This is a genomic window from Varibaculum massiliense (genome assembly GCF_900106855.1).
Classification (GTDB): domain Bacteria; phylum Actinomycetota; class Actinomycetes; order Actinomycetales; family Actinomycetaceae; genus Varibaculum; species Varibaculum massiliense.
The window spans coordinates 2,187,942-2,201,187 of record NZ_FNWI01000004.1 but is presented as its reverse complement, the minus strand read 5'-3'; the positions used below and the strand labels follow the sequence as shown (position 1 = coordinate 2,201,187).

General features: G+C 53.6%; 10 protein-coding genes and 1 tRNA gene. 6 read left to right on the top strand and 5 right to left on the bottom strand.

Features of this window, described 5'->3' with window-relative positions:
* The first annotated feature begins 26 nt into the window (after positions 1-26).
* Positions 27-257, top strand: a complete 231-nt coding sequence (locus tag BQ5456_RS09715) for a PTS sugar transporter subunit IIB (RefSeq protein ID WP_071129793.1) — start codon at positions 27-29, stop codon at positions 255-257.
* A gap of 13 nt (positions 258-270) precedes the next feature.
* Complete coding sequence (locus BQ5456_RS09710; protein ID WP_071129792.1) at positions 271-1,011, top strand: HAD family hydrolase; 741 nt, start codon at positions 271-273, stop codon at positions 1,009-1,011.
* A 27-nt stretch (positions 1,012-1,038) separates the two neighbouring features.
* Here the strand turns inward: BQ5456_RS09710 and malQ are convergent, their stop codons facing one another.
* The 3 genes from malQ to BQ5456_RS09695 all read right to left on the bottom strand — a co-directional run bounded on the left by malQ (position 1,039) and on the right by BQ5456_RS09695 (position 5,728).
* Complete coding sequence (malQ, locus tag BQ5456_RS09705; RefSeq protein ID WP_071129791.1) at positions 1,039-3,216, bottom strand: 4-alpha-glucanotransferase; 2,178 nt, start codon at positions 3,214-3,216, stop codon at positions 1,039-1,041.
* Between the two features lie 46 nt (positions 3,217-3,262).
* A complete protein-coding gene (ettA, locus tag BQ5456_RS09700; protein ID WP_071129790.1) occupies positions 3,263-4,945 on the bottom strand; it encodes an energy-dependent translational throttle protein EttA in 1,683 nt (560 codons plus the stop codon).
* A gap of 93 nt (positions 4,946-5,038) precedes the next feature.
* On the bottom strand, positions 5,039-5,728 hold the full coding sequence (locus BQ5456_RS09695) for a single-stranded DNA-binding protein (RefSeq protein WP_071129789.1): 690 nt from the start codon (positions 5,726-5,728) through the stop codon (positions 5,039-5,041).
* Between the two features lie 156 nt (positions 5,729-5,884).
* On the opposite strand from BQ5456_RS09695, the gene BQ5456_RS09690 reads away from it, so the two are divergent.
* From BQ5456_RS09690 to BQ5456_RS09680, 3 genes are all read left to right on the top strand, one after another.
* Positions 5,885-5,960 (top strand) — tRNA-Arg (locus tag BQ5456_RS09690).
* A gap of 270 nt (positions 5,961-6,230) precedes the next feature.
* Positions 6,231-7,352: an IS1249 family transposase gene (locus BQ5456_RS09685; protein ID WP_328585296.1), complete on the top strand. Its 1,122-nt coding sequence runs from the start codon at positions 6,231-6,233 to the stop codon at positions 7,350-7,352.
* A gap of 334 nt (positions 7,353-7,686) precedes the next feature.
* On the top strand, positions 7,687-7,911 hold the full coding sequence (locus tag BQ5456_RS09680; RefSeq protein WP_071129787.1) for a helix-turn-helix transcriptional regulator: 225 nt from the start codon (positions 7,687-7,689) through the stop codon (positions 7,909-7,911).
* 36 nt (positions 7,912-7,947) lie between these two features.
* On the opposite strand, the gene orn is transcribed toward BQ5456_RS09680, so the two are convergent.
* On the bottom strand, positions 7,948-8,574 hold the full coding sequence (orn, locus tag BQ5456_RS09675; RefSeq protein ID WP_071129786.1) for an oligoribonuclease: 627 nt from the start codon (positions 8,572-8,574) through the stop codon (positions 7,948-7,950).
* 105 nt (positions 8,575-8,679) lie between these two features.
* Between orn and ilvA the strand changes: the two genes are divergently transcribed.
* Positions 8,680-9,927 (top strand): threonine ammonia-lyase IlvA, encoded by a 1,248-nt coding sequence (gene ilvA, locus BQ5456_RS09670; RefSeq protein WP_071129785.1) that lies wholly within the window; start codon positions 8,680-8,682, stop codon positions 9,925-9,927.
* 138 nt (positions 9,928-10,065) lie between these two features.
* On the opposite strand, the gene BQ5456_RS09665 is transcribed toward ilvA, so the two are convergent.
* Entirely contained in the window at positions 10,066-13,176 is a 3,111-nt protein-coding gene (locus BQ5456_RS09665; protein WP_083378475.1) for a UPF0182 family membrane protein, read from the bottom strand.
* Between the last annotated feature and the right edge of the window lie 70 nt (positions 13,177-13,246).

Sequence of the window (13,246 nt, the reverse complement as noted above, 5' to 3'; positions counted from 1 at the left end):
AAAGGTTTAGATGCAGGGAGAAACTCATGGAAAAGGCAAAACAGCTGCTGGCAGGGCTAGGTGGCACCGAAAACATTACCGAGATTGAACCGTGCATCACCCGCCTGCGGGTAGAAGTCAAGGATCCGCAAAAAGTTGACGAGGAAGTGCTCACCAGCGCCGGCGCCTTAGGGGTCGTAAAAATCGATCACACTGTTCAGGTAGTCGTGGGACCGGTAGCCGATGAACTAGCCGCCGACATGGAAAAACTACGTTAAACAGCCAGACTTTATGTATCCTCTCGAAAACGGTAACTCCCGCAACTCCCCTAAAGTCTTAACCGCGTCCTCCCCCGCTAAGGTCACGTCAAGCCCTAACTCCTGCAAAAACAAATCTTTTAAGGGGCTACTGCTTGACCTAGACGGCACGCTGATCGACTCTGAACACACTCATCTGGCGGCCTATCGCAGAATGTTTACTGCCAAAGGATGGCAGGTAGCTGAGGAAGAAATGGAGATTTTCAAGGGACGTCCCGGTCCGGAAGTGTTCCAAAACGAACCCGGTCCCTGGCGCGGTCTTGACCCCGAAGAACTGGGGTTAGAAGCCCGCTCTTATGTGGATATTCGCCGCGATCCCCCGCGCCTCTTTGCTGGTGCCCGCGAAATCATGCACCTAAAGCTGCCAAAATGTTTAGTCACTTCCGCCTGGAGGCAATGGGCGCAGTTAGCCGCGCGCCTACTAGACGCCCCCGCTAGCCTGAAAGTGATTAGCCAAGAAGACATCCGTGCCGGCAAACCCGACCCGGAACCCTACCTGTTAGGAGCAAAAACCCTGAGGCTACCCGCGTCCTCCTGCATCGTCATTGAAGACACCACCAGCGGAGTTATCTCAGCGCGCAAGGCCGGAGCCGGCAGGATCTATGGGGTAGCTACCAGCCACGGTCGAACAGCCCTAGCAGAAGCAGGAGCCGACCTAGTAACCGACAGTTTGCAAGAACTCTTGCCCTACCTCGGCGAAGAAACCGCCTGCTAACTGCCCCGCGAACGCGTCCGGGACGCCCTAGCTAGGGTGTACTGCTTCCTCTAGCATCTCCAAAAGCTGATTAGCGAACTGGTCAGCAGTAACGTCTTCTAAGAACCGGGTGTTGCCCTCTTGATCACGCAGAGGAACACACCAATTCGGGTATTCAAACTTGGTGCCGGGTTGATTCTCGGTTAGCTGCTCTTGCACCGCATCCGCCAGGGTCAACACCACCAGCTGAGCGGGAGTAGCCGCTACATAGCGGTAGAGGGCGCGAATAATCTCGCCCATATCGTGTTCATCTTCGGCGAGACCCGCATATTCAACCAACGCGCGGCGCACTGCCCCAAAAACACGCTCTTGATTGGCTTCCGCTTCCTCACGAGTCGAATCCAAAAGATCCAAAGATTCTCGTATCCGCAGGTCCTCGCCGGTAAGGTAACCGGCCACCGGCGGCATATCGTGGGTATTCACCGCCGCCAATTGTTCGCGTCGGTAATCTTCCGGCGGTACCAAATGGTCGGGGGCATCGAATTCAAAGAAGAACACCCCGGTACCCAGAATCCCCCGGTAACGCAGGTAGTCGCGTACCCAAGGCTCTACGGTACCCAAATCTTCGCCCACTACCACCAGGTTGTTCCGGTATGCCTCAAGCAGCAGTACTCCCACCATCGCTTGATGGTTGTAGCGCACATAGGTTCCATCTTTAGGCAGCATTCCTTCGGGAATCCACCATAGGCGCAGCAACCCCATAATATGGTCAATGCGCAGCGCACCCCCCATTTTTGCGGCCGCCGCTACCGTGCGCCGCAAAGGCTCGTAGGCTTGCTGTTCTAAGCGATCTGGGCGCCACGGCGGCTGCGTCCAGTTTTGTCCCAACTGGTTATACATATCGGCGGGTGCGCCCACCGAAATCCCCTGTGCATAAACTTCTGGGTCACTCCAGTGGTCGGCGCCCAAATGGTGTACCCCCACCGCCAGATCGTGCATGACCCCAATCTTCATGCCCGCATCCAGAGCCACTTGTTGCGCCTGGCGCAGCTGCCGGTAGCAAACCCATTGCAACCATTTGAAGAATTCGCGCCGCTGCCGCAGCTTGCCGCCGCATTTTTCAAACTGGGCAGCATCTGGGGTTTGCCACTTTTCAGGCAGCTCTAAACCGTATTTTTCGGTTAAGGCACACCAGGTGGCAAACTGTTCCAAGGCTGATCCTTGTTCCTCTAAGAACTGCTGGTAGTCGGCTTCTCTCGCATCTGAGCGGGGAACCTCATAAATGATTTCGAGGGCGGCCAGTTTCTGCTTCCAGACGGGATCGCGTTTGATTAAATCACCGCTGAAGAAGTGCGCGCCCGAGCCGGAAACTCCCGGATGATCAGCTGGCAGCGATTCGCTAAGCGAAGACTGCGCCTCTTCCCGCAGCTTCGCAATTTTTTTACGCTTCTTATCAGAAAGTTCCTGGTATTCCGCAATCGCATCGGGGCGAATATAAATCGGATTCCAAAAACGACGCGAACAGGGCAAATAGGGAGAATTTTCCAAAGGTGAAGTCACTTGGGAAGCGTGTACCGGGTTAATCAGTAAGAAATCCGCCCCCTTGGAGGCGACCCACTTGCAGATGGTAGCCAAATCTGCCGCATCCCCAATTCCCCAAGAATCCTGCGAAGGATTGGCATAGAACTGACTCATTGCCCCCCAGGCACGCCCATCACGCAAATTAGGCATCCCCAGACGCGCCGGAGTAACCGCTACTGGGCAAGTATAGGGGCGTTCATCCCCCTCGACCTGTGCGGTTAAGCGATGCCAGCCCAAAGGCTGCCCCGGAGGGATATTAAATGTGGCTTCCCCGGTTAGCACTCCATTGATTTCTCGGGGCGCAACCAGCACATCAAGTTGGGGCAAATCCCAAGACCCGCCCTCCTCAAAATGCATAGTTACAGTTACGGATTTGCCGTGCGGAACGTGTACCCGTACCCAATAGTTGTCATCGTTGCGAGTAACGATGCATTCGGGCAGCACCCGCCGCCAGGGACGCTCCTCAACCATTTTTAGCGATGCCGCCACCTGCGCAGGCGTATCGGCGTCAATATCCATCGCTTTGAGGACTGCACGTAAAGTTTCATCAGAAACTATGCGGTGAATCCCGGAATAATCCCAGTAGTCAATGGCAACTCCGTAGGCGTTTGCCAGTTCTTGCAACTGATCTTGGCTCTCGCTCATTTGTTATCCCTGTTCTTGTAGCTGTTTTATTGGCGGTTTATATCCGTTAGGCGCGGCGCAAACGGCGGTGAGTTACTCGATGCGGACGCGCAGCCTCCGCACCCAGGCGGTCAACCTTATTCTTTTCGTAGGACTCGAAGTTACCCTCGAACCAATACCAGTTCGCGGGATTTTCCTCGGTCCCCTCCCAGGCTAAGATATGAGTCGCTACTCGGTCGAGGAACCAGCGATCGTGAGTAATTACCACAGCACAACCCGGGAACTCGAGCAGCGCATTTTCCAGGCTGGCCAAGGTTTCTACATCAAGGTCGTTGGTGGGCTCGTCCAGTAACAACAGGTTTCCGCCTTGCTTTAAGGTCAGCGCCAAGTTCAAACGGTTACGCTCCCCACCAGAAAGCACCCCGGCCGGTTTTTGCTGATCCGGACCTTTAAAACCAAACGAGGCTACATAGGCGCGGGAAGGAATGGTCACTCCCCCCACGTCCAGGAAGTCCAGACCATCAGATACTACTTCCCACAAGGTCTTATCGGGATCGATCCCGGCGCGGTTCTGATCCACGTAACTGACTTTTACGGTCTCCCCAATATCGAGGGTGCCTGAATCGAGTTCCTCTAGCCCCACAATCGTCTTGAACAAAGTGGTTTTCCCGACCCCGTTCGGGCCGATAATCCCCACGATTCCGTTGGGGGGTAGGTTAAATGATAAATCCTTGATTAGTTCGCGATCGCCAAAGCCTTTACACAGGTTTTCGGCGCGCAAAACCACGGTTCCCAGCCGGGGTCCGGGCGGAATCTGGATTTCTTCAAAGTCCAGTTTCTTGGTGCGCTTGGCCTCTGCCTGCATTTCCTCATAGCGCTGCAGACGTGCCTTAGATTTCGCTTGCCGTCCTTTGGCTGAAGAACGCACCCACTGCAGTTCCTCTTTTAGCCGCTTTGCTAGTTTCGCGTCCTTGCGTCCCTGGATTTCCAGGCGTTCCCGTTTCTTTTCAAGATAGGTTGAATAGTTGCCTTCGTAAGGGTACAGACGCCCGCGATCAACTTCCGCAATCCATTCCGCCACGTGATCCAGGAAATAACGGTCGTGGGTAATGGCGATGACTGCTCCCTTATAGGAGTGCAGGTGCTTTTCTAGCCAGAGGATGGATTCCGCATCCAAATGGTTAGTGGGTTCATCCAGTAATAACAGGTCAGGGGCTTTTAATAGCAACTGACAGAGGGCAACGCGGCGGCGCTCCCCACCAGAAAGTACCGACACCGGAGTTTCCGGGGGCGGGCAACGCAAAGCATCCATTGCCTGTTCCAGTTGCGAATCAACGTCCCAACCATCGGCAGCGTCAATCTCTGCCTGCAGAGTCCCCATTTCCTCCATCAGGGCATCAAAGTCAGCATCCGGATCCGCCATTTGCGCGGAAATCTCGTTGAAGCGATCGAGCTTGGCCTTTAGCGGCCCTACCCCTTGCTCCACGTTTTCCTTAACCGTAAGCTCATCGTCCAATTCCGGCTCTTGCATCAAGATCCCAACGGTGTATCCCGGAGAAAGCCGCGCCTCCCCATTGGAAGGTTCATCTAGACCCGCCATAATTTTGAGGATCGAGGATTTACCGGCGCCGTTAGGGCCGACCATGCCGATTTTGGCTCCCGGAAGGAACGCCATAGTTACATCGTCCAAAATGACCTTGTCACCTAAAGATTTGCGGGTGTGGATCATTTGGTAAATGAATTCTGCCACTGCTGCCACTTTCTGCCAGACGGTATTGTTTCTAATACCCAGAATAGTGGAGTTAAAAACGCAAAGCGAACCCCCGCGCGACTAGGACGGCAACTAGGCGGCCTCTCCGCGGAAAGTCGTCTCTAAAATATATTCCCCTTCCGGGTCGAGAGCGTTTTCGGCGGCGCTTGCTTCCGAGGATGCGGGCGGGTTACTTCCACGGGTACTTTCTGTTCCCGCAGCCAGGATTTCCCCAGTGTTAGGATCCACGGCGCCCGCAGCTGCCTCGCCCTCTGCAGGTTGTGACTCTGCTTTAGCTGTTCCCTCGGGCGCTGCTGCCGGGGAGGTCTCAAACTCGCCCTCGGGATCAGCTAGGGAGCCCACCCCTTCTTTACTGGGGGTAGCGAAATTCCCCCGTTTAGGCAGCGCGCCTACCATCCGCACAAAGTTAGACTCCCCCATAGTCAGGTCATGCCCCAGGGAGGAGGCAGTTAGCTCTAACCCATAGTGGGTAACCTGCTCTTTGTCCTGCCATTTAGAGCGGATCAAACGTCCGCAAACAATAATCGGATCCCCCACCCGAATCGAGCGGGACACATAGTGCGCGCCCCACCCCCAAACTTTTACCCGAACCGCGAGCGACTCCCCTTTTTGCCAATTTCCCTGGCTATCACGGGAGAAAGGGGTGTGCATCACCCGGAAAGTACTGAGCGCCTTCTCGGGTTTTGTCGGGTCAGGACGGTGGAAAGTGGGGGCAGTTGCTACCCAGCCGGTAAAGGTAACCTCAATATTTGCTTTGCTCATGATTCCTCCTAGTGTTGGTTACCTCACCATGTTGCAAAGCCACAGCTAGATTTTCGAAAAATAAATCTTCGCCACCAGGAAGAAGGAGGATTATCTACCCCTGGGGACAAGGAATTAGCACCCGGGAGATTTCTCGATAAACTTGAGGAACAACCAGCCCCCGTAGCTCAAAGGATAGAGCAAGGGCCTTCTAATCCCGAGGTTGCAGGTTCGATTCCTGTCGGGGGCGCCAAGTATCGCCTAACATGGGCTTCATTAAGTCCCAGGGCGTAGTATCGAAGACCGAAGCCACGCTATCAAGCTCCTGTATCTTCCATTCCCACTTACCTAGCAGCTTATTTCCGATAGCCGGTTAAAATTTGGGTTAATAAGGTTAGAATTATCGGGTTAATACCTAAATGTGTGTACAGAATCGCTGTTTTTGCTGGTTTGACTAGGGGTTTTAGGGGTTTGCACATGCTTTGAGAGCATGTGGTGTGAAGGGTGCTTGTAATCAACCTGTTTGTGCTGTATGTGGCTGGAAGCTAGTAATGCCTCCACTAGCGCGGGTAGGACTCGTTGGCGTTGTAAATCTTGTGGTGCCTCAACGACTAAGTCCCGCCCCGATATAACGGCTAAGACCCAAGCCAGTATGTTTCTGGACTGGTTCTTAGGCAAAGGAGGCGTAAAACAGCTAGATATTCCTAGACGGACTTTCAGCGGGCGAATCAGCTGGTGTTGGCAAATTGAGATACCTAAGCCACAAGTTACCGGCGAGATATATAACCAGATCCTCCTTGATGGGATCTACCTTCCCTATAACTGGTGCCTAATCACCGCTACCAACGGTAAACAAATCATCGACTGGCAGTGGTGCCAAAGAGAAAACGCGCCCGCCTACCAAGCATTAATGAACAGGCTTCCCACCCCGAAAGTAGTAGTAACCGATGGCGGAGCCGGAATCCAAAAAGCCTTGAAAAATACCTGGCCAAAAAGCACTATCCAACGCTGCCTTTTCCATGTTAAAACCAACACCATCACCGACTTGACCCGTAGACCAAAAACTGCCGCCGAAAAAGCCCTGCTAGCCCTTACCAACCAGTTATTAACCATCAATACCCCTCAAGAAGCCGCTAACTGGATTAGATTGCTACACCAGTGGCACCAGCTCTACCAAGAGTTCATCAACGAGAAAACCTACAGCACCAACCCCAACGGTAAAACCCACTGGTGGTGGACACACGAACGCTTAAGGAGAGCCTACAAACGCTTAGAAAGACTTTCTAGATCCGAAAACCTATTTACCTACCTAGAGCCCGAATTCGCTAACCAAGGCATTAACCGCACAACCAGCCAGTTAGAAGGAGGTATCAACGCCCCCATCCGCCGTCTCCTCAACACCCACCGCGGCCTATCCGAACCCCACATGAAAACAGCGATCGAATGGGGATTAAACCAAAAATCTATCGACCCAGCAGACCCTATCACCTGGCTTACCAAACATCACCACAACACCAGCCAACAACAGCCACCTCCAGCCACCAACGCCCCAATCGGCCCGGCCCTCTACGACACCGCTATCAACTACAACCCCGCCTATCAAGACGGCTCCCTACACATCCGCAAAGGCAGGATCAGACGATAAAACAAGCCACAACACGCCGAGACCGTACACACATTTTGACCATTAACTCGAAAGAATATCCCCCGGGCAGGCCGGGGGATAAAACAAGAGAAAGGAATATCATGTTAGTTGTCGAACTGCTAAACATGATTATTAGCCTTTCAATTGCTATTGTAGCCTGGCTCACCTGGTGGGACAAGCGCAAAAAGTAAATGAAAGGTTACCCCCTCCGAAAGGAGGGGGGACTTTCTCTTACTCTAGGAGGGTTACATCATGGTTTTGCAGATATTGCAGCTGCTAGTATCCCTAGCGGCTCTCGCTGGCATTATTGCCTTATACCGCCAAAACAAGCGCGATGATTAATTATTTAACTGTGAACGGGATAGCCCGGCGTTTCGGGCTATCCCCTCACACCATAAAAAGCCATATCACGCGCGGAACATTCCCCGCCCCCGATGCCGCACTTGGAGCAGGAAACGCCGTTAAATACGGGTGGTTACCCGAAACCGTGGACAACTGGCAGCAAACCCGCCCCGGAAAGGCTGGCAGACCCAAAGGCGCCTTTAAGCAGCAGCCATAACCGCCGCCCGTTTAAGATACTCAGCCCCGAATCCGGCTAGGCGCCCAAGCCTTGCGTCAAAACTTCTTTCGCGGCTGCCTCACATTCCTCACTAGATGGCCCTTCCCCGGCCGGCCAGAGCACTTTGCGGTAGTAGCGCAGCTCCTGGATGGATTCGCGAATATCAGCGAGGGCGCGGTGTCCTCCATGCTTTTCTGGGGCGTGATAGAAGGCGCGTGGATACCAACGTTTCGCCAGCTCTTTCACGGAAGAAACATCTATTAGACGGTAATGCAAATGCGAGATTACCTGCGGCATTTCCTTTTCCAGGAACTGTTTATCAGTCCCTACCGAATTCCCGGCCAGCAGCGCCTGCCCCTTTCCGGGCACGAAACGTTTGATATAGTCCAAAACCTGTTTTTCGGCCTCGGCCAGTTCGAGCGCTGCCGGAGATTCCAGTTCTTTCAGCAAACCGGATTTTGTGTGCATCTGCCGCACAAAATCCCCCATGTGTTCTAAGGCACCCGCTTTAGGTTTAATCAGCAGGTCGATCCCCTCGTCCACAATCTTGGTTTGCCCATCGGTGATAATCACTGCCACTTCTACCAGGCAATCCTGTTCTAAATCCAGGCCGGTCATTTCGCAATCGATCCACACTAAGGGATCTTTCAGGTTATTCGTCATACCTTTACCCTAGTCCATTGAGCTTTTGATGCCAGATAGCGAAAGGGCGACGCACCTTTAAGAAAAATCCCGATAGGTTATTAACTATCGATTATTGGAGGAGTAATGAGCACAGTTACCGCGAAAGATATAGAGGCAGCTGCCGGGGTATTAGCCAAGGTAGCTACCAAAACTCCGCTGCAAAAGAGCGAGCGGTTAAGCGAAGAAGTCGGGCGTCCGGTTTATTTAAAGCGCGAAGACCTGCAGATTTGCCGCTCTTTTAAAGTGCGGGGCGCCTATGTGCGCATGGCAGCTATGGATGAGGACGAACGCGCAGCCGGAGTGGTATGTGCCTCGGCGGGTAACCATGCCCAGGGAGTCGCCTACGCCTGTGCGCACCTAGGAATAAAAGGCACGATTTTCTTGCCCGCCTCCACTCCGCGGCAAAAACGCAAACGCATCGCCACTATCGGCGGCGAATGGGTAGAGCCGGTGATCGTAGCCGGGGACTTTGACGAAGCCAATCGGGTGGCCGGGGAGGCGGCTAAAGATGGGGGCAAAGTCTATGTACACCCCTACGATGACCCCTACACAATTGCTGGTCAAGGCAGTATCGCGGTGGATCTAGATTCCCAACTGCCAGAAGATACCGATATGATTTTGATCCCGGTGGGAGGCGGCGGATTAATCGCTGGAATGGCGACTTGGCTGAAAGCCCATCGCCCCGGAATCCGGATCGTGGGGGTGGAATCGGAAGGCGCGGCCTCGATGAAAGCAGCGCTGGAAGCTGGGAATCCGGTATCCCTGGATCGGGTAGATTCCTTCGTAGATGGTACTGCCGTGGGCAGAGCTGGGGACTTGACCTACCAAGTGGTGCGGGACTTAGTCGATGACATAGTTGTGGTGCCTGAGGGTGCGGTTTGCACCGAGATGCTCGACCTATACCATTCCGAGGGAGTAATTGCCGAGCCTGCCGGAGCCTTAGCTTCGGCGGCAGCGCGCAACTTCTTGCCGCAAATCCCCAACGGCTCCGTGGTCTGCCTGGTTTCTGGCGGTAATAATGACCTGTCGCGCTACGCGGAAGTAACCGAGCGTTCCGGGCGTTACGAAGGTTTACGCCACTACTTCCTGGTGACTTTCAACCAGGAGCCGGGAGCTTTGCGCGCATTCCTAAATGATGTGCTCAGCGAAGGCGAAGACATCATTTACTTCCAGTACACCAAGAAGAATAACCGGGACACCGGACCGGCCTTGGTGGGGATTGAACTGCCAGATCCCACCGATATTAAAGGGCTGCGCCGCCGAATGGCGGCCTCTCCCCTGCAAGTGCAAGAGATTGATCCTTCCTCCCAGATCTTCAAGATTTTGGTGTAGGAACAAGCCAGCTGGCGATAGATACCGTTAGGTAAGAGCGGCGACGCAGCTAGAAAAACCCAATATTTAAGGGGGCTAGGCTGCCAGTTTTACCTGGCGACCTAGCCCCCTTAGCTATGTCTCTTGCGCTGCTAGCGGTTACTTTGCGGTCTTGGCGCCTTCATCTTGAGCAGCCACCGCCCGGGAAATCGCGTCATTTAGGGACTTTTGGGCTTCGCCGTACTTCGTCCAGTCCCCTGCTTTCATCGCGGCATCCGCATCTGCCATCGCTTTCTTGGCGTCCTGCAATGCAGAGTTTAGTTTCTCTTGCGCACTGGGAGCTTTAGCAGCAGACTCTCCCGCTTTACCCTTAGCCTCTGGGGCATTCTTATTGCCATCATTAGAGGCAGTAACCGCCCCGGAATCTCCCCCGAACACCTGGTCAAGAGCTTCTTTAAGGGTAGGTGCGAACCCGACCTTGTCCCCGAAACCAACTAGTACGCTTCGTAGCTGCGGATACTGGGTGGTACCGGTAGATTGTACGTACACTGGCTGCACATAAAGCAGACCGCCCCCTACTGGCAAAGTCAGCAGATTACCGCGGATAACCCGGGAGCCCTGCTGGTCTTGCAAGTTTAGCTCTCGGTTGACCTCCGGGTCAGAGTTGAAGGTGTTTTGTACCTGACCAGGGCCAGGCACCGTGGTGTCCGAAGGCAAAGCCAAAAGCCGCATCTTGCCGTAGCCTTTACGGACTTTACCTTTCTCGTTACCAGTTTCGGAATCCACCGCCAGGAATCCGGCCATCGCCGCGCGCCGGCCTTCACCGCCAGGGATAAACACGGAAGTCAAAGAGAACTCGGCGCTGCCCTGATCGGTATTCTTGCCGGTAGGCATCTTCATGGTCAAGTAGTAGGGCGGCTGGAGCTTGCCAGAGCCCTCCAAGTCACGGGAAGTTGCCGTGGGATCTTCAGAGAGTTTCCACTGGTCACCGCCGGTATAGAACTCTGAAGGGTTGGTGACGTGGTAGTTAGCTAGCAAAGTACGCTGGGCTTTGAAGTAGTCCTCGGGGTAACGCAAGTGGCTCATCAAATCCCCGCTGATCTGCGACATTGGCTTGATTTGACCGGGGTAAATCTTTTGCCACGCTTTCAGGATCGGATCCTTTTTATCCCACTGGTACAGCTGTACCGAACCATCATAAGCATCCACTACAGCTTTAACCGAGTTACGCATATAGTTCACGTTATTTTGCACCGCGAACTGGGCGGTTTTAGCAGTCGCGGTATCCGCGGTGGCATCCGTGAGGTTAATATGCTGGGAATAAGGATAGGAATCGGTGGTGGTGTAACCATCAACGATCCACACCAGCCGTTTCTTGGCGCCCTGCTTGCCATCCATATCCACAATCGCGGGATAGACTCGCGAATCCAAGGTTAGATAGGGGGCAACTTTGGCTACCCGCAGCGCCGGATCGCGGTCATAAAGAATCTGCGACTTGCTGTTGATCTGGTCAGAGAAGAACAGGTCAGTAGAGCGGAACTTCAAGGCATAAAGCACCTTGTTTAAGAAGTTTCCAACCTGCGGGCCGCCATTACCATCGAAAGTGGTGTAAACCTGCTGGTTATTCTTAGCGTCCTGGTAATCCAGCTCTTTAGGATCAGAGCCTTTGGGAGCACCCACTATGGAATACAATGGGGAGGCCTGCGAGAAGTAGATTCGCTTCTCGTAATCTCCGATTTCCCCGTATTCCTTAGCCGACAGAGAAGATTCCCAATAGGACGGCAACCCCTCGGAAGTTACTTGGTTACCGTAAGCGGCCACCACCCCGAAACCGTGGGTATAAACCGTATGGTCATTAACCCAATTGCGTTGGGATTTCGACAAACCATCAAGGTTAATATCACGCACCGCAATTACAGTGTCCCGCTTTTCCATTTTTCCGTCTTTATCCGGGAAATTGTAACGGTCAACCGCGAATTGATCTGGGAAAGAATAGTAAGGACGCGACTGCTTCATCTGCCGCACCGCGGGGGAAATCACCTCAGGATCTAGGAGGCGAATCTGCTGGGTGGAGTCGGCGTCCTGACGCAGCTGGTTAGCGCTGGTTTCATTAGTGACCTGATCATAAGAAATCAGATCTAAATCTTTCATTCCAAAAGCATCCAAAGTGGCCTTGATATTGCGGTCAATATATTGACTTTCCAGCTCTCGCTCGTTAGGACGCACCCGGAACTGTTGAATAATGAACGGGTAGCCTGCCCCAATCACCAGGGCAGAAACCACAGTCACCGCAATACCTGCCGCCGGCAGGTACCAGCCCCCTCTAAAGGAAGCAAATACGAACAGCGCCGCCACGATCAGGGCAATAACCGCCAAAATAGTGCGTGCCGGAATAATCGCATGCACATCGGTATACATCGCACCATCAGTCGGTGAATTCTGCCCATAAACCATGGTCCAGCGATCAACGAAATAGGTAACGCCCACCATCACGGAAGAGATCGCCAGCAGGATTCCTACATGGATACGCGCCGGCTTAGTAGCTTTCGCCTTGGGAGTTACCGTCATTGACCCCAATAGATAGTAGGCAATCAAGCAGGCAACTAAGGAGATTCCTAGCAAAGTAAGCAGGAAAGTTACCACCATATCGATTAACGGCAGACGGAAGACGAAGAAAGAAACATCAAAACCGAATTGGGGATCTTTTTTACCGAAAGAACCACCGGTGAATGCCACCAGAACCTGCCGCCAACTAGCAGCCATACCGGTTGCCAGGAATAGGGCAATCAATGCCGGAATTCCTAAGAAAATACCGCGGTGATGACGGGTAATAGTGGAACGATAAGACCGGATCGAGGAAGCAATGGTTCCCATTTCCGGGCGGTTACGGTAGGCAATCTGCAAGTTAAGTGCCACAATCGCCCAGGCAATCAAGAAGGCGACAATAAACATTCCCCCGGCAGCAATCCACTGGGTGAGCAACACCCGCAAATACCCGGTCTGGCGATACCAGAGGATCTCCGTCCACACCCGTGAAGCAACCAGTAGTAACACCACAAGCAACACGATTACGCCAATAGCGATACCTAGCGGCCCGGGTTTCTTAAACTTTATTTGCGGCAAGGGCGGACGTGCCCCGCCCTCGCCTCCGCGAGAGCCGCCACCTCCGTTTCCGCCAGCTTTACCGGCTCCAAATCCGCCGGGAAAGCCACGGAAACCACCGCCTTTACCGCCGCCGAAGCCAAGATTTCCAAATAGATCGTTACTCACGAGCCCCTCCGGGTATTTCTCGATATCTGCCTGTAGGCATTCTTTCACGTTTAAGGTTTTTACTCACCCC

Bases quoted from the DNA above. Each gene is read 5' to 3' on its own strand.
- BQ5456_RS09715 (WP_071129793.1), top strand. From the start codon at position 27: ATGGAAAAGGCAAAACAGCTGCTGGCAGGGCTAGGTGGCACCGAAAAC.
- BQ5456_RS09710 (WP_071129792.1), top strand. From the start codon at position 271: ATGTATCCTCTCGAAAACGGTAACTCCCGCAACTCCCCTAAAGTCTTA.
- malQ (WP_071129791.1), bottom strand. From the start codon at position 3,216: ATGAGCGAGAGCCAAGATCAGTTGCAAGAACTGGCAAACGCCTACGGA.
- BQ5456_RS09695 (WP_071129789.1), bottom strand. From the start codon at position 5,728: ATGAGCAAAGCAAATATTGAGGTTACCTTTACCGGCTGGGTAGCAACT.
- BQ5456_RS09680 (WP_071129787.1), top strand. From the start codon at position 7,687: ATGATTAATTATTTAACTGTGAACGGGATAGCCCGGCGTTTCGGGCTA.
- orn (WP_071129786.1), bottom strand. From the start codon at position 8,574: ATGACGAATAACCTGAAAGATCCCTTAGTGTGGATCGATTGCGAAATG.
- ilvA (WP_071129785.1), top strand. From the start codon at position 8,680: ATGAGCACAGTTACCGCGAAAGATATAGAGGCAGCTGCCGGGGTATTA.